The sequence below is a fragment of the Mesorhizobium sp. CNPSo 4670 genome (assembly GCF_057784235.1).
In genome coordinates this window covers 26,653-47,083 of the sequence record NZ_JBWJFQ010000011.1, presented here as the reverse complement: position 1 = coordinate 47,083, position 20,431 = coordinate 26,653, and the positions used below count along the sequence as shown (strand labels likewise).

Genomic DNA, 20,431 nt, shown 5'->3' with positions numbered 1-20,431 from the left:
CCGGCTTGCTCAGGCGGCATCCAGCGTCTCAAGCGGCATCCAGCGTTTCGACAACAAAATTGTTGTTGGTGTAGACGCAGATGTCGGACGCGATCTGCATCGCCTTGCGGGCGATCTCCTCGGCGTCCTTGTCGGTGTCCATCAGCGCGCGTGCGGCAGCCAGCGCGTAATTTCCGCCGGAGCCGATGGCCATGACGCCATGTTCGGGTTCGAGCACGTCGCCGGTGCCGGTCAGCGCCAGCGAGATCGATTTGTCGGCGACCAGCATCATTGCCTCCAGCCGGCGCAGGTAGCGGTCGGTGCGCCAGTCCTTGGCGAGCTCGACGCAGGCGCGCGTCAACTGGTCGGGATACTGTTCGAGCTTGGCTTCCAGCCGCTCCAGCAGCGTGAAGGCGTCGGCGGTGGCGCCGGCGAAACCGGCAATCACATTGCCGCCCTTGCCGATGCGGCGCACTTTCTTGGCGTTGCCCTTCATGATGGTCTGGCCAAGGCTGACCTGGCCGTCGCCGGCGATCACCACCTTGTTGCCCTTGCGCACCGTCACGATGGTCGTGGCGTGCATGGTCAGTTCATTTGACATTTCCTGGCTCCGATTCGCGCCATCCCAAAAGGCGATTGGCGCGGTACGAGTGAGTTGATCGGCCATATGTATGCACAGGCCCGGTTATTGCAAACGGCTCGATAGCGACCAGGATGGCAACTGGCAATCGCCGGATCATGCTGCTAGAAGGCTTTCGTTTTCAAGCCGGTGAAGGCTTGGAACGCGTGAAACCCTGGGACAAGGACAAGTCATGTCGCCCCGTTCCGCCGAAGCAAGCCGCAAGACCAAGGAAACCGATATTGCTGTATCGGTTCATGTCGACGGCTCGGGCAAGTCAGACATTTCGACGGGCGTCGGTTTCTTCGACCATATGCTGGATCAGCTGTCGCGCCATTCCCTGATCGACATGACGGTCAGGGCCAAGGGCGATCTGCATATCGACGACCACCACACCGTAGAAGACACCGGCATCGCGCTCGGCCAGGCGCTGGCCAAGGCACTCGGCGAACGGCGCGGCATCATGCGCTATGCCTCGATCGACCTTGCCATGGACGAGACGCTGACGCGCGCGGCGATCGACGTGTCCGGCCGGCCGTTCCTGGTCTGGAACGTTTCCTTCTCGTCGCCGAAGATCGGCACGTTCGACACCGAACTGGTGCGTGAATTCTTCCAGGCGCTGGCGCAGAATGCCGGCATCACGCTGCACGTCACCAACCAATATGGCGCCAACAACCACCACATCGCCGAGACCTGCTTCAAGGCGGTGGCGCGTGCGCTGCGCACTGCGCTCGAACGCGACCCGCGCCAGCCGGACGCGGTTCCCTCCACCAAGGGATCGTTGAAGGGATAAGGTCATGGCCATCTATGTCGTGATGGAACCGCCCGGCCGCAGCGAGAAGGTCGACGCAACGACCTTTGTCCGCGATGGCTTCACCTGGCTCGGCTTCCTGGTGCCCCCGCTCTGGTTCGCGTGGCATAGGCTGTGGATCGAAGCCGCACTCGCCTTCGTCGTCGCGGGCCTGCTTTCATTGCTTGGCCAAAAGCTGGGCCTTGGGCTGACCGGTTCGTTGCTGTCGCTGCTGGTTTCGCTCTATGTCGGGTTGGAGGGGCAGGGGCTGCGCATCGCAGCACTTCGCCGCCGCGGCTGGCACGAATGGGGCGTGGTCGAGGCCGGTCGGCTCGACGATGCCGACGGGCGCTACGCGTTGGAAGCGGAAGCATTTTCCGATCAAGCCGTACCGCCGCCGCGCATGGTCCCGGATGCCGCCTTGGCGCGCCCGGCGCAGCCGGGCATGGCGCTGGGGCTGACCCACATTCCGGGAAGACCCTGAGATGCGGGTTGCGATCATCGATTACGGCTCGGGCAATCTGCGCTCGGCCACCAAAGCCTTCGAGCGCGCCGCGCGTGAAGCCGGCATATCGGCTGAAATCGACCTGACCGCCGACGCCGAACGGGTCCGCACCGCCGACCGCATCGTCCTGCCCGGCGTCGGCGCCTATGCCGACTGCGCGGCCGGCTTGCGCGGCGTCGCAGGCATGTGGGAAGCGGTCGAGGAAGTCGCGGTTCGGAAGGGCCGGCCTTTCTTGGGCATCTGCGTCGGCATGCAGCTGATGTCCGAGCGCGGCCTGGAAAAGACCGTGACGCACGGCTTTGGTTGGATCGCCGGCGACGTCAAGGAGATTATGCCGGCCGATCCGGCGCTGAAGATCCCGCAGATCGGCTGGAACACGATTGAACTCAAGCGTCAACACCCGCTGTTTGCGGGCATTCCGACCGGAACCGGCGGACTGCATGCGTATTTCGTGCATTCCTACCATCTCGACGCGCAGAAGTCCGACGAGGTTCTGGCGGTCACCGACTACGGCGGCCCGGTGACGGCCACCGTCGCCCGCGACAATCTCGTCGGCACGCAGTTCCACCCCGAAAAGAGCCAGGCGCTGGGCCTGGCGCTGATCACCAATTTCCTGCGCTGGAGGCCCTGAAGGATCATGAGCAAGAAGGGCTATTGGATGGTGATGATCGATGTCCGCGATCCCGAAGTGTACAAGCAGTACATCGAGGCGAATGCGGTCGCCTTTGCGAAATACGGCGCGAAATTCCCGGTGCGGGCCGGTCGCTACGAGAACCCGGAAGGACCGACCGGCAACCGCCATGTGCTGGTCGAGTTCGAATCCTACGACAAGGCGGTCGAATGCTATCATTCGCCGGAATATCAGCACGCCTCGAAGTTCCGGCTTGCCGCTTCGACCGGCCATTTCGTCATCGTTGAAGGCGCCTGAAAATTGATCCTGTTTCCAGCCATCGATCTCAAGGACGGCCAGTGCGTGCGCCTGAAACACGGCGACATGGCGACCGCGACCATCTACAACGATGACCCGGCCGCCCAGGCAAAAGCCTTCGAGCAGCAGGGCTTCGAATGGCTGCATGTCGTCGACCTCAATGGCGCCTTCAAGGGCCAGAGCGTCAACAGCGCGGCGGTCGGTGCCATCCTCAAGGCTACGAAGAACCCGGTCCAGCTCGGCGGCGGCATCCGCACGCTGGAGCAGATCGAAGATTGGCTCGACCGCGGGCTCGCCCGTGTCATCCTCGGCACGGTGGCGGTGCGCGACCCAGATCTGGTCAAGCAGGCCTGCAAGGCGTTCCCGGGCAAGGTGGCCGTCGGCATCGACGCCAAGGGCGGCAAGGTGGCGGTCGAGGGCTGGGCCGAGGCGTCGAGCCTCGGTGTCATCGAACTGGCGAAGAAATTCGAGGGTGCCGGCGTCGCCGCCATCATCTACACCGACATCGACCGCGACGGCGTGCTCACCGGCATCAATTGGGACGCCACCATCGACCTCGCCGACGCCGTGTCCATTCCCGTCATTGCGTCCGGCGGCCTCGCCTCGATCGCCGACATCGTGCGTATGACCATGCCCGATGCCGAAAAACTCGAAGGCGCGATCTCCGGCCGGGCGCTCTATGACGGCCGCATCGATCCGGCCGAGGCGCTGGCGATCCTGCAAGGCAGGCCGGCGGTGGAGATGCGGCGGTGAAGATCTCCATCATCCTGGCCTCCTACGACAGCGGCCACTATCATGGCGGCATGGGCCAGGGTCCCGACGCGTTGATATCAGGCGGGCTCGTCGAAGCCCTGACCATGGCCGGTCATGACATTGAGGTCGAAGACATAGGCAGGGTCGGAGACGCCCAGGAGCGCGAGATCACCACCGGCTTTGCCGTCTGTAATGCGGTCGCAGCCGAGGTTCGTTTTGCTCGCGACCGCGGCCGCTTTCCCATCGTTCTCTCAGGAAATTGCCTGACCAGCGCCGGCGCGGTCGCCGGCGAAGGTGCCGATGCGATTGTCTGGGCCGACCAGCATGGCGATCTCAACACGCCCGAGACATCCGTCTATGGCTTTCTCGACGGTATGGCGCTCGCGACCGTGCTCGGCCTGTGCTGGCGTCCGATGACGGCGGCCATTCCCGGCTTCCAGCCGATCGATCCGTCGCGTTGCGTGCTCGTCAACGCACGCGATCTCGATCCGGCTGAAAAACAGCTTCTCGAGACATTGCCGATCCTTCGAACGGAATGTCCTGGAGTGGCCCAGGCGACCGAAAGACTGAAGGCCGCCGGCGCCAAACGCATTCACATGCATCTCGATCTGGACGTGCACGATCCGGAGGAACTGCAGGCCAACCGCTATGTCAGTTCGGGCGGGCCGAACCCGGAACAATTGCGCGGCGCGGCTTGCACCATGGCGCTTGCGGTGCCGGTCGTCGGCATCACTGTTTCCGCCTACGATCCGGCCTTCGACGCCCAGGGCGATGTTCCACCGCTGGTCGGCCAGCTGCTTAACGATCTCATTGCCGCGATAGAGGGAAGGTGATGCTGAAAGCCCGTGTCATCCCTTGCCTCGACGTCAAGAACGGCCGTGTCGTCAAGGGCGTCAACTTCGTCGATCTCATCGACGCCGGCGATCCGGTCGAGGCGGCCAAGGCCTATGACGCGGCCGGCGCCGACGAGCTCTGCTTCCTCGACATCACGGCGTCATCGGACAATCGCGAGACCATCTTCGACGTCGTTGCCCGCACCGCCGAACAGTGCTTCATGCCGCTGACCGTCGGCGGCGGCGTACGCCAGGTCGCCGACATCAGGAAGCTGCTGCTAGCCGGCGCCGACAAGGTGTCGATCAACACGGCGGCGGTGAAGAACCCGGATTTCGTCGCCGAGGCCGCCGACAAGTTCGGCAACCAGTGCATCGTCGTCGCGATCGACGCCAAGAAGGTGTCCGGCGCCGGCGAAGCCGACCGCTGGGAGATCTTCACCCATGGCGGACGCGAGAAGACCGGCATCGATGCGGTCGAATTCGCTCGGCTGATGGTCGATCGCGGCGCCGGCGAAATCCTGCTGACCTCGATGGACCGTGACGGCACCAAGGCCGGCTACGACATCGCGCTGACCCGCGCGATTGCAGACGCGGTGCGCGCGCCGGTCATCGCTTCCGGCGGCGTTGGCACGCTCGATCACATGGTCGAAGGCATTCGCGACGGCCATGCCGGCGCGGTGCTGGCAGCCTCCATCTTCCATTTCGGCACCTACACGATAGGGCAGGCCAAGGCGCATATGGCCGAGGCCGGGCTGCCGATGCGGCTGGACTCCACGAACAATCGGACCTAAAGCATGAGCCCGAAAAGTGAGAACCGGTTTTCAGAAAAGATCATGCTTAAACAAGCAGATAGATAACGCCCATGACCGAGTTTTCGCTCTCCGATCTGGAAAAAATCGTCAGGGAACGTGCCCGTTCCGGTGACCCGGAGTCTTGGACGGCAAAGCTGTTTGCGCGCGGCATCGACAAGGCGGCGCAGAAGCTCGGCGAAGAGGCGATCGAGACAGTGATTGCCGCCGTCAAGGGCGACAAACAGGCTCTCGTTTCGGAAAGTGCGGATCTTATATATCATTGGCTCGTCGTTCTCGGCATCTCAGGGGTTCCGTTGAGCGACGTGCTCAGGGAACTCGAAGGCCGCACGGGTCGTTCGGGCATTGCCGAGAAGGCGTCACGGCCCAAGGGCTGACCGTGAGGGAGGGCAGGTATCTCGATGGATCAGCTCGCGCCGACCGAGAAATATTCTCCCTTTCGTTTCTTCTCCGCCGAGCAATGGTCGCAATTCCGCGCCGACACGCCGCTGACGCTGAGCGAGGATGAATTCCGCCGCCTGCGCTCGCTCAACGACCCGGTCGACCTCGAAGAGGTCAAACGCATCTACCTCTCGCTGTCGCGGCTTCTGTCGGCGCATGTCGAGGCCAGCCAATTGCTGTTCAGGCAACGCCAGGCCTTCTTCAATGCGGTCGACGTGGAAAAAACGCCGTTCATCGTCGGCATTGCCGGCTCCGTCGCGGTCGGCAAATCGACCACCGCGCGCGTGTTGAAGGAGCTGCTGGCGCGCTGGCCGTCGAGCCCCAAGGTCGATCTCATCACCACCGACGGCTTCCTGCTGCCCAACGAGGTGCTGCGCCGCGAAAACCTGATGGAGCGCAAGGGTTTTCCCGACAGCTACGATGTCGGCGCTCTGCTGCGCTTCCTATCGGGCATCAAGTCGGCGCAGCGCAATGTCCGGGCGCCCGTCTATTCGCACCTGACTTATGACGTCATTCCCGGCGAGTTCGTCACCATCGACCGCCCCGACATCCTGATCTTCGAAGGCATCAATGTCCTGCAGCCCGGCAAGCTGCCGCAGGACGGCAAGATCGTGCCCTTCCTGTCGGATTTCTTTGACTTCGCCATCTATATCGATGCCGACGAGAAGCTGATCCATCAATGGTACACCGCCCGTTTCATGCGGCTGCGCGAGACCGCCTTCCGCAATCCCGATTCCTTCTTTCACCGCTATTCGCAGCTCTCGGAGGATTCGGCCCGCGCCATTGCCGAAGGCCTGTGGACAAACATCAATCTGAAGAATTTGCGCGAGAACATCCTGCCGACGCGGGCTCGCGCCGACCTCATCCTGCGCAAGGGCGCCGATCACCTGATCGAGGAAGTGGCGCTCAGGAAGCTGTGACGAGGGCCGCCAAGGGCGTCTCGAGCAATTCCAGGAAAAGTGTGAAGCGGTTTCCGTCCGGGATTGCGTCAGAACAAAGCTCAATCAGCCTTCTTCCGAGACTTCATTCGTCGCGGCGGGGATTGGTTTCGTGACCCGCCGCAGCGTCAGATTGATGCGCCCGCCATTTTTCAGCAGCGCCGAGGTCGAGGGGTAGATGCGGTCGACGCCGTGAAAGCTGAGGCGTCCTTCGCCGCCGAGCACCACGACGTCGCCGCTTTTCAGCCTGAACGACTTCGTGCCGCCCTCACGCGTCGTCTGGCCGACCCTGAACAAGCAATCGTCGCCCAGCGAAACGGAAACTACCGGTGCCGAAAAATCGGCCTCGTCGCGGTCCTGATGCAGGCCCATTTTTGCATCCGGCGTGTAGAAATTGACCAGGCAGGCTTCCGGCGGGTGCCGATAGCCCGACACCTGCTGCCACAGCTCGAGCAGCGCGTCCGGGATTGGCGGCCATGGCAATCCGGTCACCGGATGCGTCGGCTGGTAGCGGTAGCCATGCTCCTTGTCGGTGACCCAGCCGACCGGACCGCAATTGGTCATGCGCACGCTCATCTCCTTGCCGGTGCGCGGCATCGCCGGAACGAACAGCGGCGCCTGCTGCACGATGCCTCTCACCGCCTCGACCAACGCTTCCTGCACGGTGCGAGACAGATAGGCCGGCATGTGGCGGACGCCTTTTGGCAGGACGAGCATGGCTGTTCAATCACATTGGTCGTGTGAAAACATGATGCCATGACGGGTCACCGGCAGCGACCCGAAAACCGCATCTGCAGACGCTTCCGATGGCTCAGTCGTCGCCGACCCGGCCGCGCAGTTTCTTGATCGTGCCGCGTCCAGCCTTGCTCTTCAGCCGCCGCTCCACCGCGCCCTTCGACGGCCGCGTCTTCTTGCGCGGCGGCGGTGGCGGCTCGGCGGCCTTGGCGACCAGCGCCGTTAGCCTTGCCCGTGCGTCCGCCCGGTTCTGTTCCTGCGTGCGGAAGCGGCTTGCCTCGATGACGATGACGCCGTCCTTGGTGGCACGCTGGCCGGCAAGCTTGATCGTCCGCTCGCGTACGCGCTCCGAAAGGCCCGTTGCGTTGGCTGCGTCGAAGCGCAGCTGCACCGCCGTCGCCACCTTGTTGACGTTCTGGCCGCCCGGACCGGACGAGCGGATGAAGTCCTCGTGCAGGTCGCCCGGATGGATTACCGCATCGTCGGCAATGATGATGTCGTCGTCGCTCGCCATGCCGCAGTCATGGCGCGGCGGATCGAAAAAGAAAAGGCCCGATCGAAACCGGGCCTTTCAACGACAGACTGAGTTCAGCCCAATGGCGTGATTACTCCGCCGCTTCCTGCATGCGCGGCGCGGCACCCAGCACCACCGCGTCGACATGGCTTTCGAATTTCTCGAAGTTGACGGCGAACATGCCGACCAGCCTTGCCGCCTGCCGGTCGTAACCGGCCTTGTCGGCCCAGGTCGACCGCGGGTCGAGAATGGCGCTGTCGACGCCGCGAACCGCCACCGGCACCTCGAAACCGAAATGAGGGTCGGTGCGGAACTCGGCCGTCTTCAATGAGCCGTCGAGTGCCGCCGCAAGCAATGCCCGCGTTGCCTTGATCGGCATCCGCTTGCCGGTGCCGTAGGCGCCGCCGGTCCAGCCGGTGTTGACCAGCCAGCAGTCGGCATCATGGCGGGCGATCAGTTCGCGCAGCAAATTGCCGTATTCCGAGGGATGGCGCGGCATGAACGGCGCGCCGAAGCAGGTCGAAAACGTCACTTCGGGTTCGGTCACGCCCTTTTCGGTCCCGGCCACCTTGGCGGTGTAGCCGGACAGGAAATGGTACATCGCCTGCGCCGGGGTCAGCCGGGCGATCGGCGGCATCACGCCAAAGGCATCGGCGGTCAGCATGATGATGTTCTTCGGATGATTGGCGCGTCCCGTCTTGCTGGCATTGGGGATGAAATCCAGCGGATAGGCGCAGCGTGTGTTTTCGGTGAGCCTTCCATCGTTGAAATCCGGCACGCCGTCGGCGTCGAGCACGACATTTTCCAGCACCGTGCCGAAGCGTTGCGTGGTGGCAAAGATTTCCGGCTCGGCCTCCGCCGACAGCTTGATCGTCTTGGCGTAGCAGCCGCCTTCGAAGTTGAAGATGCCGTGCGGTCCCCAGCCATGTTCGTCGTCGCCGATCAGCGTGCGCGACGGATCGGCTGACAGCGTCGTCTTGCCGGTGCCCGACAGGCCGAAGAAGACGGCGGCGTCGCCGCTCGCACCCTCGTTGGCCGAGCAATGCATCGGCATCACGCCTTTCGCCGGCAACAGATAGTTGAGCATGGTGAACACCGACTTCTTCATCTCGCCGGCATAGGAGGTGCCGCCGATCAGCACGATCTTGCGCGTCAGGTCGACAGCGATCACCGTTTCGGTCCGGCTGCCGTGGCGGGCGGGATCGGCACGGAACGACGGCAGGTCGATGATGGTCATCTCGGGCACGAAATGCTCGAGCTCGGCGGCATCCGGGCGGATGAGCAGATTGCGGATGAACAGCGAGTGCCAGGCAAGTTCGGTAACCACCCTGGCCGGCAGCTTCAGCCCTGCGTCAGCGCCGCCGACCAGATCCTGCACATAGAGATCCTTGTCGACGGCATGCGCGCGGAAATCGGCAAGCAGAAGGTCGAACTGGGCCGGCGAGATCGCCTTGTTGTTGTCCCACCAGATATGCGGCTCGGTGGCACCGTCGCGTACGACGAACTTGTCCTTGGGCGAGCGGCCGGTGTGCTGGCCGGTCTCGGCAACCAATGCGCCATGTGCGGTGAGCCGGGCTTCGCTGCGCCGGATCGATTCCTCGTAAAGGGCTGCCGCGCCGAAATTATAGCGCACCACGCCGGTGGTCTTCAGGCCGATATGATCGATCGCACAGGCAGAATTGCGTTTTCCGACTTCCGACATCAAGTGTCCCTCTTCGTTTTCCGCGTCTTTGCCGGCGTATATTCGGCATGCCCACAAGCAGGCTGAGATCGTCAGAACCAGAAAAGCCAAATGATATCAAATCATTAATCGATTTAAAAATTTTGAAAGTTGTTTAAATCGTTTATATGTGCAAAAAGTTTGGTGGTTGCCCAAAGGATTGGCGGTGTTCGTTCGTCCAATCCATATCGAGGTAGGATTGTGGCCGCCGGCATGCCGCGCGTGACAGCGGACAAGGCCTATGCCACATTTTGTACCTAATTTGTCCTGCAAAAGCCCCTTCTCTACGAAAGAAGGGACAGCTCATGAGGGAGCCGCTTGAAATGGCAACAATCGCGCTTGTCGATGACGACCGCAACATTCTGACGTCGGTGTCGATCGCCCTCGAATCCGAGGGGTATCGTGTCGAGACCTACACGGATGGTGCGTCTGCGCTGGAAGGGCTGGCGGCACGCCCGCCGAACCTTGCCATCCTCGACATCAAGATGCCGCGCATGGATGGCATGGAACTGCTGCGCCGGATGCGCCAGAAGTCCGACCTTCCGGTGATTTTCCTGACCTCGAAGGACGACGAGATCGACGAATTGTTCGGCCTCAAGATGGGCGCCGACGATTTCATCCGCAAACCGTTCTCGCAGCGTCTGCTGGTCGAGCGGGTGCGCGCCGTGCTGCGCCGGGCCAGTGCCCGCGAGGCTGCGGCAAAGACGCCCAGCCAGCAGGCCCGCTCGCTCGAACGCGGCCAGCTGGTCATGGATCAGGAGCGCCACACCTGCACCTGGAAGGGCGAGCCGGTGACGTTGACCGTCACCGAGTTCCTGATCCTGCACTCGCTGGCGCAGCGTCCCGGTGTCGTAAAAAGCCGTGATGCGCTGATGGATTCGGCCTATGATGAACAGGTCTATGTCGACGACCGCACCATCGACAGCCACATCAAGCGGCTGCGCAAGAAGTTCAAGGCCGTCGACGACGACTTCGAGATGATCGAAACCCTCTACGGAGTCGGATACCGGTTCCGCGAAGCGTAAGCTGATGAATGTCGCCCAAAAGTGGGCCCGGTTTTGGGACAACGACATGCATCAAGGCAAAGACTAGGCGGGAGCTGCTATTCGATGGCAGTGGAAGCACAGCAGCGAACAAGACCGGCGGGCGCTGCCAGGCGGCCGTCGCGTATCATGCCGTCATTCCTCTCGAAAATCACGGTGCCGATGCGCCGCTTCCTCGGCCATCATATCTTTTCCAGCCTGACGCGCCGCATCCTCTTCCTCAACCTCGCCGGCCTCGCCGTCCTGGTCACCGGCATCCTCTATCTCAACACCTTTCGTGACGGGCTGATCGACGCCCGCGTCGAGAGCCTGATGACCCAGGGCGAGATCATCGCCGGTGCCATCGCCGCGTCGGCGACGGTCGAGACGGATTCGATCAGCATCGACCCGGAAAAGCTGCTCGAGCTGCAGGCCGGCGAAAGCCTTGGGCCGGGCTCGGACCAGCTCGACAATCTCGACTTCCCGATCAATCCGGAGCGTGTCGCGCCGGTGCTGCGAAGGCTGATCTCGCCGACCCGCACGCGCGCCCGCATCTATGACCGCGATGCCAATCTGCTGCTCGATTCGCGCCATCTCTATTCGCGCGGCCAGATCCTGCGCTACGACCTGCCGCCGGTCGAAGAGGAAGAGCCCGATCTGGTCGAGCGCATCCAGAAATTCGTCTTCGATTTCTTCCGCAACACCGAGCTGCCGGTCTATCATGAGCAGCCGGGCGGCAATGGCGCGGCTTTCCCGGAAGTGGTCAAGGCGCTCACCGGCAGCCCGTCGACCATCGTGCGCGTCTCGGAACAAGGCGAGCAGATTGTTTCGGTGGCGGTGCCGATCCAGCGCTTCCGCGCCGTCCTCGGCGTGCTGATGCTGTCGACCGAAGGCGGTGACATCGACAAGATCGTCGCCGCCGAGCGCAAGGCGATCCTGCGCGTCTTCGGCATCGCGGCGCTTGTCACCGCTATCCTGTCGATGCTGCTTGCCTCCACCATCGCCAATCCGCTGCGCCGGCTGTCGGCGGCGGCCGTGCGGGTGCGGCGCGGCGTCAAGAGCCGCGAGGAAATTCCGGACTTTTCCGACCGCCAGGATGAGATCGGCAATCTGTCGATCGCCATACGCGACATGACCAACGCGCTCTACGCCCGCATCGAGGCAATCGAAAGTTTTGCGGCTGATGTGTCACACGAATTGAAGAATCCGCTGACCTCGCTGCGCAGCGCGGTGGAAACCTTGCCGCTGGCCAAGAACGACAATTCGCGCAGCCGGCTGATGGACATTATCCAGCACGATGTCAGGCGGCTGGACCGGCTAATCACCGATATTTCCGACGCCTCCCGTCTCGATGCCGAACTGGCACGTGAAGATGCAGGCACGGTCGACCTGAAGAAGTTCATCACCGATCTCGTTGCCGTCTCGCGTGAAGCCACGCGCAACAAGAAGGCCGTCGAGATCGAGTTCAAGGTCGCCAAGCTGCCGCAGGGCGTCAAAGGCTATGTGGTCGTCGGTCATGATCTGCGCATCGGCCAGGTCATCACCAACCTGATCGAGAACGCCCGCTCCTTCGTTCCCGAGGACCATGGCCACATCAGCCTGTCGCTGGCGCGCGCCGGCAAGTTCAACATCGTCACCGTCGACGACAATGGTCCCGGCATCCGCGCCGACAACATCGACCGCATCTTCGAACGCTTCTACACCGACCGGCCCGCAGGCGAGGCGTTCGGCCAGAATTCGGGTCTAGGCCTGTCGATATCCAGGCAGATCGTCGAGGCCCATGGCGGCACCTTGACCGCCGAGAACATCCCCGGCACCAAGCCCGGCGAAATCAAGGGCGCGCGCTTCGTCGTGACACTGCCGGCAGAAGCATGATCCCGGATAAGATCGTGCCTGATCCAGTTGCGCAGCCTGAAAACATTCACGGAACCGCGATCCTGATCGGTGAGCGCGGTGTCCTTATCACCGGGCCGTCTGGCGCCGGCAAGACGACGCTGGCGCTGACACTGCTGGACCATTGCCGCGCGCGCGGGCTGTTCTCGCGGCTGATCGGCGACGACAGGCTGCTTGCCGCGGCCCGCGCCGGGCGGCTGGTCTGTCGCGTGCCGGCGACCATTGCCGGTCTCGCCGAGGTGCCTGGATTCATGCCCCGCCCGCTGCCGTTCGAGCCGGGCGGAGTGATCGACCTGCATGTGAGGCTGGTGCCAAAGGCAGAGATGGCCCGTTTCCAGGAGGAAATCAGTGAGCCGGTCGCAGGCTGCCCGGTGCCGCGTATCGACCTTGCCGAGCGCAACGCCGCCACAGCCTTGCCCGCCGTGATGGCGCGGCTGTCGATCGCGCCTTTTCTATGATCCGCTCCGGATTTTTTGTTGCAATGCGTCAAAATGGCATGGGCCGGCGCAATTTGGGGCTTGTCAACCGGCCTCGCGTCGACAAGATAGCGCTCCCGCCGCCTGGAATGGCTGGCGAGCATAATATGCGCCTGTGAAGCGGCGATGACGGGAGCCACCAAAGAATGATCGGACTCGTGCTTGTAACGCACGGTCAACTGGCCGCCGAGTTCCGACATGCCGTGGAACATGTCGTCGGGCCACAAGACAATTTCGAAACCGTGGCGATCGGCGCCGATGACGATATGGAGCAGCGTCGCCGCGACATCGTCGACGCCGTCGCCCGTGTCGACACCGGGACGGGCGTCATCGTGCTGACCGACATGTTCGGCGGCACGCCCTCCAACCTTGCCATTTCGGTGATGGAGTCCGGCCGCACCGAGGTGATCGCCGGCATGAACCTGCCGATGCTGATCAAGCTCTCCTCGATCCGCAAGGGCGACAACATGGCGGCCGCACTTGACGAGGCGCAGGCCGCCGGCCGCAAATACATCAACGTCGCCAGCCAGCTTTTGAGCAGCAAATGAACGCGCTGTCCCCGGAAGAAGATCAGATCGTCCGGGACTTTCCCATCATCAACCAGCGTGGCCTGCACGCGCGCGCCTCGGCAAAATTCGTCCAGCTAGCGAGCGGCTTCGACGCCTCGGTGCATGTCGAGAAGGACGGCGTCAAGGTCGGCGGCACCTCGATCATGGGCCTGATGATGCTGGCGGCAAGCCCGGGCTACTCGATCCGTGTCACCGCCAGCGGGCCGCAGGCGCTGCAGGTCATCGACGCGCTGGAGCAACTGGTGGCGTCCCGTTTCGGCGAGGAAAGCTGATCCTCTACATCGCCAAAGCATGTCCGATGGACATGCAGGGATAAAGATTTCTTTATATCCCATTGTCGTCCAAGCCCCGATCTGCTAGTCAGACCGGCAATTCGCGCCCTTCGACGCGCCGACCGGCGTGGGCGCATCCGCAACCAATTCGCAGCAAGAACAATTCGCATCGGAGCACTGCCATGACGGGTAGCAAGGACTATGTGGTCGCCGACATCTCGCTTGCCGGCTGGGGCCGCAAGGAAATCGAGATCGCCGAAACCGAAATGCCGGGCCTGATGGCCAGCCGCGAGGAATTCGGCGACAAGAAGCCGCTGAAGGGCGCGCGCATCACCGGTTCGCTGCACATGACCATCCAGACGGCGGTGCTGATCGAGACGCTGAAGGCGCTCGGCGCCGATATTCGCTGGGCTTCCTGCAACATTTTCTCGACCCAGGATCATGCGGCCGCGGCCATTGCCGAGGCGGGTATTCCGGTGTTCGCCGTCAAGGGCGAGTCGCTCGAGGAATATTGGGACTACACCGACAAGATCTTCCAGTGGGCCGACGGCGGCACCTCCAACATGATCCTCGATGATGGCGGCGACGCCACCATGTACATCCTGATCGGCGCCCGCGCCGAGGCCGGCGAGGACGTGCTGTCCAACCCGCAGAGCGAGGAAGAGGAGTATTTCTACGCCCAGGTCAAGAAGCGCCTGAAGGCGTCGCCCGGCTTCTTCACCAAGCAGAAGGCGGCGATCCGCGGTGTCACCGAAGAGACGACCACCGGCGTCAACCGGCTTTACCAGCTGCAGAAGAAGGGTCTGCTGCCCTTCCCCGCCATCAACGTCAACGACTCGGTCACCAAGTCGAAATTCGACAACAAATATGGCTGCAAGGAATCGCTGGTCGACGGCATCCGCCGCGGCACCGACACCATGATGGCCGGCAAGGTCGCGGTCGTCTGCGGCTACGGCGACGTCGGCAAGGGCTCGTCGGCCTCGCTCAAGGGCGCCGGCGCCCGCGTCAAGGTCACCGAGGTCGACCCGATCTGCGCCCTGCAGGCGGCGATGGATGGTTTTGAAGTCGTCACGCTGGAAGATGCGGCACCCACCGCTGACATCGTCATCACCACCACCGGCAACAAGGACGTCGTCACCCTCGACCACATGCGCTCGATGAAGGACATGGTGATCGTCGGCAACATCGGTCACTTCGACAACGAGATCCAGGTCGCCGCGTTGCGCAACCTGAAATGGACCAACGTCAAGCCGCAGGTCGACATGATCACCTTCCCGGACGGCAAGCGGATGATCCTGCTTTCGGAAGGCCGGTTGCTCAATCTCGGCAACGCCACTGGTCACCCGAGCTTCGTCATGTCGGCCTCCTTCACCAACCAGGTGCTGGCCCAGATCGAGCTCTACACCAAGCCCGGCCAGTATGCGAACCAGGTCTATGTCCTGCCCAAGCATCTCGATGAAAAGGTCGCGCGCCTGCATCTCGACAAGCTTGGCGCCCGCCTGACCGAATTGTCCGGCGAGCAAGCTGCCTATATCGGCGTGACTCAGCAGGGACCGTTCAAGCCGGAACACTACCGCTATTAACCAAAGCTAAAATTGCTACCAGATATTGATGCCGGGCGATTGACTTTTCGCCCGGCTTTATTTTTGCGCGTCGCCAGCCTTCACGGCGATTCGGCGAGGGTTTATTGTCAGGTGATTCGCGACGCTTCCGGCCCGAGAGGGGGATCAAGAGAGGCGCGCATCAGGGCGGTCTTGCATTCAGGCGGCGGAGAGGACCAAGACATGCCGGGGCAACACCCGCACAGAGCGGGACGGGCCGTTTCCGGCGGCCAAGACGATTCGGGGGTTACTGGCTCCGCCTTGCAAGGCGGAAGCCTTTCATGGCGTGCTCGCGCGGCACTGTTCCTTGCCACATCCGCGTTTGCCTGCCCCTTGGCCAATGCGGTTGCGCATGCGGAAGCCGCCGGCGTGACCACGGCCGGGATGTCGATCAGCGCGGTCGAGGTCATGCAGCTTGCGGTGTTTGTCGGCGTGACGGGCGCGGCACTTCTGTCGGCCATCGTTCTCATCCGCGAAAGAGCCCGCACCTCGGCGGACAATGTCGAACTCAGGAGCCGCCTCGCCGACATCAACGCGGCCCTGCGCCGCTCGGAAGCGCTGCTCAATCTGCGCGACCAGCGCTTGGTCGTCTGGGCCGCGGAAAACAAGAAGCCCGAACTCATCGGCACATTGCCTGTGGAAAGCGGTGCTCCCGAGGACCGGGCCGCTTTCCTTGCTTTCGGCCGCTGGCTGATGCCGCGTTCGGCGGCGGCGCTCGAACACGCCATCGCGGGATTGCGCGAAAAGGCCAAACACTTCGACCTCGTCATCGAATCGCAGGCCGGCGCACCGCTCGAAGTGCATGGCCGCAAGAGCGCCGCCCACGTGCTGGTGCGTTTCGTCTCGCTCTCGGAGACGCAGCGCAGCCAGGCCAGGCTGAAGATCGAGAACCAGCGGCTGGCGGCCGACCATGACACGATGATCGGCCTGCTCGACGCGCTGAACATGCCGGCATGGCTTCGCAGCGAGGATGGGCGGCTGAAGTGGGTCAACCGGGCCTATGCCGATGCGGTCGAAGCCGAAAGTGCCGAAGCCGCGGTTCGCGAGGCAAAGGAGTTCCTCGGCGGCCAGGCACGCGATGCGATTGCCGCCCAGCACAAGACGCATCCGGTCTTCGAGCAGTCGCTTTCCACCGTGATCGAAGGCGACCGCCGTATGTTCGCGGTCACCGACTTTGCCGGTGCGGATGGCTCGGCCGGCCTTGCCTGCGACACCAGCGCCATCGAGACCGTTCGTAGCGAGTACGAACGGACCGTCAGGAGCCACGCCGACACACTCGATCAGCTCAACACGGCGGTCGCTATTTTCGACACCGACGAGAAGTTGCGGTTCTTTAACCAGGCTTTCCAGAAGCTGTGGGGGCTCGACAGCGGCTTCCTGCACAGCGCTCCCGACAATGCCCTGCTGCTCGACCGGCTGCGCAGCTCGGGCAAGATCGCCGAGCAGCCGGAATGGCGCCGCTGGAAGGAAGGCCTGCTCGGCGCTTACCGCGCCGTCGAATCGCAGGAACATTGGTGGCATCTGCCGGACGGCAAGACCATCCGCGTCGTCGCCAACCCGCAGCCCAAGGGCGGCGTGACCTGGGTGTTCGAGAACCTGACCGAGAAGATGGATCTCGAAAGCCGCTACCAGACAGCGGTGCGGGTGCAGGGCGAGACGCTCGACAATCTTGCCGAAGGCGTGGCGGTGTTCGGTCCCGATGGCAGGCTTCGACTGTCGAACCCTGCCTTTGCCAAGCTCTGGGGCTTGAGCGGCGACGCGGCAAAACCCAATGTGCACGTATCCACGATCCGCGACCTTTGCGACCGGCAGGCGGCGGACAGTCCCTGGCCGGGCTTCGTTGCCGCCATCACCGGCTTCGATGACGAGCGCCGCGACCGCCACGGTCAGACCGAACTCAACAATGGCAATGTGCTGAGCTACGCCATGATCCCGCTGCCCAACGGGCAAGTGATGATGACCTTCGTCGACGTCACCGACAGCGTCAACGTCGAGCGGGCCCTGAAGGACAAGAACGAGGCGCTGCAGAAATCCGACCAGCTCAAGAACGAATTCGTCCAGCACGTCTCCTATGAATTGCGCTCGCCGTTGACCAACATCATCGGCTTCACCGAACTTCTGTCGCTGCCGGCGACCGGTCCGCTGACGCAGAAGCAGCGCGAATATGTCGAGCATGTCGGCTCGTCCTCCTCGGTCCTGCTCACCATCGTCAACGACATCCTCGACCTGGCGACGGTCGACGCCGGCATCATGCAGCTCGACATTTCAGAGGTGCATGTCGATCGCACCATCGCGGCCGCGGCCGAACTGGTGGCCGACAGGCTGGAAGAGCATTCGATCAGGCTCGAGGTCAACGCCGCCGCGGCGCCAAAGACGTTCCACGGCGACGAGATCCGCGTGCGCCAGATCCTCTACAATCTGCTCAGCAACGCCGCCAACTATGCGCCGGAGGCCAGCACCATCCGGCTCACCTGCCGCCATCTGGCGGACGGGGTGGAATTCTCGGTTCATGACGACGGCCCCGGCATGCCGCCGGATTTGCTCGATTCGGTGTTCCGCCGTTTTGAGCCGCGTGCCAATGGCGGCCGCCGGCGCGGTGCCGGTCTCGGCCTGTCGATCGTCAAGAGCTTTGTCGAGCTGCATGGCGGCAGCGTTCGCATTGAAACCGGCAAGGACAAGGGCACGACCGTCATCTGCACCTTTCCCGACATGCCGGGCATCCGCGCCGCGGCCGAGTAGCGCGCTCGATGACGGGATTGGTGCTGGAGCGTTTACTCGCCGACGAGACACAGACAGCGTTGCTGGGCGAGGATCTGGCGATGTCATTGCGCCCAGGCGATGTCCTGGCCCTCAAGGGCGACCTCGGCGCCGGCAAGTCCACCTTGGCGCGGGCATTGATCAGGACTTTGGCCGACGATGCTGGTCTCGAGGTTCCAAGTCCGACCTTCACGCTGGTGCAGAGCTACGACACCCGCATCCCTGTCCATCATTTCGATCTCTACCGCCTGTCCTCGGCGCCTGAGATTGACGAACTTGGTTTCGACGAAGCCCTGGCGCAAGGCGCAGCTCTGGTCGAATGGCCCGAACGAGCCGAAGGCTACCTGCCGAAAACCTCGGTTCTGATCGAACTCGTTCAGCATGGCGAGGGACGGCTAGCCCGGCTGTCGGGCGAGGGCGCCGCCTTCGACCGCGTGGCGCGATCGCTGGCCATGCGCGACTTTCTCCAAACTGCCGGCTGGGGCGACGCAAGGCGCCGCCATTTCATCGGCGATGCCTCGGCCCGCTCCTACGAGATTGTCTCGCTTTCCGGCCAAAAGCCGCAGGTCTTGATGAACTCGCCGCGGCTGGTGCTCGGGCCGCCGGTCCGCGACGGCAAGCCCTATGCCGAGATCGCTCACACCGCGCAGTCGGTCTCCGCCTTCGTCGCCATCGACCGGGCTTTGAAGGCGGGTGGGGTCAGCGTTCCGGAAATCCATGCCGAGGACCAGAATCAGGGGTTCCTGCTGCTTGAGCATCTTGGTTCGGAAGGATTTCTCAACGGCGATGGCCAACCGGTGGCCGCGCGCTACTCGGCGGCGGCCGAACTGCTGGCCATGATGCATGGCAGGAGTTGGCCGCAGCGCCTGGCAACGGGGCAAGGCGGCTTCCACGACGTGCCGCCTTTCGACCGCGACGCCATGATGATCGAAGCCGATCTGCTGGTCGACTGGTACGTGCCGGCGATATCGGGCGGCCCGGCAAGCGATACCCTGCGTGCCGGTTACCACAAGCAATGGAACGCGCACCTCGACCGGCTGCAAGGCCGCGAAACCACGCTGATGCTGCGGGATTTCCATTCGCCCAACATCATCTGGCGCGGCGATCGAGCCAAGCATGATCGGCTCGGCATCGTCGATTTCCAGGACGCACTGATCGGTCCGTGTGCCTATGACGTTGCCTCGCTCGCCATGGACGCGCGTGTTACGATGTCGCCCGAGATCGAGAGAGAGACGCTCGACGCTTATGTCGCGGCGCGCCACGCAGCCGGCGCCTTCGACGAAGAAGGCTTCCTGGAATCCTACGCGATCATGGCGGCGCAGCGAAACTCCAAGATCCTAGGCATCTTCGTCCGCCTCGAAAAGCGCGACGGCAAGCCATATTATCTGAAGCACCTGCCGCGCATTCGCGATTATCTGCGCCGGGCGCTGTCTCATCCGGGGCTGGCCAGCCTGCGGGAGTTCTACAACGCCAACGGCTTGCTGGAGGAGCGGGCACTGTGACAGCAAGACCGGACACTGCCATCGTGCTCGCCGCCGGGCTTGGCAAGCGCATGCGGCCGATCACCGACACCATTCCCAAGCCGCTGGTCAAGATCGCCGGCAAGACCTTGCTCGACTGGGGGCTCGACAGCCTGGCCGCCGCCGGTGTCGGCAAGGCCGTCGTCAACGTCCATTATCTTCCCGAACAGATCATTGCCCATGTCGCGGCGCGCCGCAGGCCAAAAATCATCATCTCCGATGAGAGCGAAAAGCTGCTCGATTCCGCCGGCGGCATCGTCAAGGCGCTGCCCGAGCTGGGCGGAAAACCCTTCTACATCCTCAACGCTGACACCTTCTGGATCGACCAGGGTCCTCTCAATCTCGGCCGTCTTGCCCTTGCATGGGACGCGGCGAAAATGGATATTCTGCTGATGCTGGCGGATCTCCATCAGGCGACCGGACACTGCGGCAGCACCGATTTCCTGGTGGCGCCGGATGGCGGCTTGCGGCGATCAAAAGGCGATCCGGCCGGCCTGATCTATGCCGGAGCGGCGATCGTCCATCCGCGCCTGTTCGAGGATGCGCAGCCCGGGCCGCGCTCGCTCAACGCATATTTCGACACCGCCATTGCTGCCGGCCGGCTGTTCGGCATGCCGATGCAGGGTCATTGGATCACCGTCGGCACGCCCGATGCCATTCCGCTCGCGGAAGCGGCGGTGGCCGGCGCGCTAGCCACCGCATCGGCCCAAAAATCGGATTCGATTTTTGGAAAGCACGATGCGTAGATACAAAGAGT

General features: G+C 63.2%; 22 protein-coding genes. 18 read left to right on the top strand and 4 right to left on the bottom strand.

Going from position 1 to position 20,431, the window contains the following annotated elements; genetic code table 11:
- Window positions 1-28 precede the first annotated feature (28 nt).
- Window positions 29-580, bottom strand: a complete 552-nt coding sequence (hslV, locus tag AC0ZT5_RS19090; RefSeq protein WP_184873070.1) for an ATP-dependent protease subunit HslV — start codon at window positions 578-580, stop codon at window positions 29-31.
- A gap of 211 nt (window positions 581-791) precedes the next feature.
- Between hslV and hisB the strand changes: the two genes are divergently transcribed.
- The 9 genes from hisB (at window position 792) to coaA (ending at window position 6,577) form a co-directional block, all read left to right on the top strand.
- Entirely contained in the window at window positions 792-1,391 is a 600-nt protein-coding gene (gene hisB, locus AC0ZT5_RS19085) for an imidazoleglycerol-phosphate dehydratase HisB (protein WP_488497679.1), read from the top strand.
- A gap of 4 nt (window positions 1,392-1,395) precedes the next feature.
- Window positions 1,396-1,872: a DUF2628 domain-containing protein gene (locus tag AC0ZT5_RS19080; protein WP_488497678.1), complete on the top strand. Its 477-nt coding sequence runs from the start codon at window positions 1,396-1,398 to the stop codon at window positions 1,870-1,872.
- A 1-nt stretch (window position 1,873) separates the two neighbouring features.
- Window positions 1,874-2,524, top strand: a complete 651-nt coding sequence (gene hisH, locus AC0ZT5_RS19075; RefSeq protein ID WP_488497677.1) for an imidazole glycerol phosphate synthase subunit HisH — start codon at window positions 1,874-1,876, stop codon at window positions 2,522-2,524.
- A 6-nt stretch (window positions 2,525-2,530) separates the two neighbouring features.
- A complete protein-coding gene (locus AC0ZT5_RS19070) occupies window positions 2,531-2,821 on the top strand; it encodes a DUF1330 domain-containing protein (RefSeq protein ID WP_488497676.1) in 291 nt (96 codons plus the stop codon).
- Between the two features lie 3 nt (window positions 2,822-2,824).
- Entirely contained in the window at window positions 2,825-3,574 is a 750-nt protein-coding gene (gene hisA, locus AC0ZT5_RS19065; protein ID WP_488497675.1) for a 1-(5-phosphoribosyl)-5-[(5-phosphoribosylamino)methylideneamino]imidazole-4-carboxamide isomerase, read from the top strand.
- Complete coding sequence (locus AC0ZT5_RS19060) at window positions 3,571-4,407, top strand: arginase family protein (RefSeq protein WP_488497674.1); 837 nt, start codon at window positions 3,571-3,573, stop codon at window positions 4,405-4,407. The genes hisA and AC0ZT5_RS19060 overlap by 4 nt, the downstream gene beginning before the upstream one ends.
- A complete protein-coding gene (gene hisF / locus AC0ZT5_RS19055; protein ID WP_488497673.1) occupies window positions 4,404-5,198 on the top strand; it encodes an imidazole glycerol phosphate synthase subunit HisF in 795 nt (264 codons plus the stop codon). Before AC0ZT5_RS19060 ends, hisF begins: the two co-directional genes overlap by 4 nt.
- Before the next feature lie 71 nt (window positions 5,199-5,269).
- A complete protein-coding gene (locus AC0ZT5_RS19050) occupies window positions 5,270-5,593 on the top strand; it encodes a phosphoribosyl-ATP diphosphatase (protein WP_477281373.1) in 324 nt (107 codons plus the stop codon).
- 24 nt (window positions 5,594-5,617) lie between these two features.
- Window positions 5,618-6,577: a type I pantothenate kinase gene (gene coaA, locus AC0ZT5_RS19045; RefSeq protein WP_488497672.1), complete on the top strand. Its 960-nt coding sequence runs from the start codon at window positions 5,618-5,620 to the stop codon at window positions 6,575-6,577.
- Between the two features lie 84 nt (window positions 6,578-6,661).
- Here coaA and AC0ZT5_RS19040 read toward each other — a convergent pair whose 3' ends face one another.
- From AC0ZT5_RS19040 to AC0ZT5_RS19030, 3 genes are all read right to left on the bottom strand, one after another.
- Window positions 6,662-7,312: an alpha-ketoglutarate-dependent dioxygenase AlkB family protein gene (locus tag AC0ZT5_RS19040; RefSeq protein WP_488497671.1), complete on the bottom strand. Its 651-nt coding sequence runs from the start codon at window positions 7,310-7,312 to the stop codon at window positions 6,662-6,664.
- Window positions 7,313-7,406: 94 nt separating this feature from the next.
- Window positions 7,407-7,844: an alternative ribosome rescue aminoacyl-tRNA hydrolase ArfB gene (gene arfB, locus AC0ZT5_RS19035; protein ID WP_184873081.1), complete on the bottom strand. Its 438-nt coding sequence runs from the start codon at window positions 7,842-7,844 to the stop codon at window positions 7,407-7,409.
- 91 nt (window positions 7,845-7,935) lie between these two features.
- Complete coding sequence (locus tag AC0ZT5_RS19030; protein WP_488497670.1) at window positions 7,936-9,546, bottom strand: phosphoenolpyruvate carboxykinase; 1,611 nt, start codon at window positions 9,544-9,546, stop codon at window positions 7,936-7,938.
- A gap of 341 nt (window positions 9,547-9,887) precedes the next feature.
- Here AC0ZT5_RS19030 and AC0ZT5_RS19025 point away from each other — a divergent pair, with 341 nt between their 5' ends.
- From AC0ZT5_RS19025 to AC0ZT5_RS18985, 9 genes are all read left to right on the top strand, one after another.
- Entirely contained in the window at window positions 9,888-10,589 is a 702-nt protein-coding gene (locus tag AC0ZT5_RS19025) for a response regulator transcription factor (protein ID WP_013528337.1), read from the top strand.
- A gap of 84 nt (window positions 10,590-10,673) precedes the next feature.
- The gene (locus AC0ZT5_RS19020) at window positions 10,674-12,461 is read left to right on the top strand and encodes a stimulus-sensing domain-containing protein (protein ID WP_488497669.1); all 1,788 of its coding nucleotides are present in this window, start codon (window positions 10,674-10,676) and stop codon (window positions 12,459-12,461) included.
- A 14-nt stretch (window positions 12,462-12,475) separates the two neighbouring features.
- On the top strand, window positions 12,476-12,937 hold the full coding sequence (locus tag AC0ZT5_RS19015) for an HPr kinase/phosphorylase (RefSeq protein ID WP_111545059.1): 462 nt from the start codon (window positions 12,476-12,478) through the stop codon (window positions 12,935-12,937).
- A 164-nt stretch (window positions 12,938-13,101) separates the two neighbouring features.
- A complete protein-coding gene (locus tag AC0ZT5_RS19010; protein ID WP_056589309.1) occupies window positions 13,102-13,503 on the top strand; it encodes a PTS sugar transporter subunit IIA in 402 nt (133 codons plus the stop codon).
- Entirely contained in the window at window positions 13,500-13,796 is a 297-nt protein-coding gene (locus AC0ZT5_RS19005; protein WP_095083198.1) for an HPr family phosphocarrier protein, read from the top strand. Before AC0ZT5_RS19010 ends, AC0ZT5_RS19005 begins: the two co-directional genes overlap by 4 nt.
- A gap of 182 nt (window positions 13,797-13,978) precedes the next feature.
- Window positions 13,979-15,379 (top strand): adenosylhomocysteinase, encoded by a 1,401-nt coding sequence (ahcY, locus tag AC0ZT5_RS19000; RefSeq protein WP_095083195.1) that lies wholly within the window; start codon window positions 13,979-13,981, stop codon window positions 15,377-15,379.
- Between the two features lie 201 nt (window positions 15,380-15,580).
- A complete protein-coding gene (locus AC0ZT5_RS18995) occupies window positions 15,581-18,136 on the top strand; it encodes a sensor histidine kinase (protein ID WP_488497668.1) in 2,556 nt (851 codons plus the stop codon).
- Window positions 18,137-18,144: 8 nt separating this feature from the next.
- Window positions 18,145-19,656, top strand: coding sequence for a tRNA (adenosine(37)-N6)-threonylcarbamoyltransferase complex ATPase subunit type 1 TsaE (gene tsaE, locus AC0ZT5_RS18990; protein ID WP_488497667.1), 1,512 nt, complete (start codon window positions 18,145-18,147; stop codon window positions 19,654-19,656).
- Entirely contained in the window at window positions 19,653-20,420 is a 768-nt protein-coding gene (locus AC0ZT5_RS18985; RefSeq protein WP_488497666.1) for a nucleotidyltransferase family protein, read from the top strand. The genes tsaE and AC0ZT5_RS18985 overlap by 4 nt, the downstream gene beginning before the upstream one ends.
- Window positions 20,421-20,431: the final 11 nt, after the last annotated feature.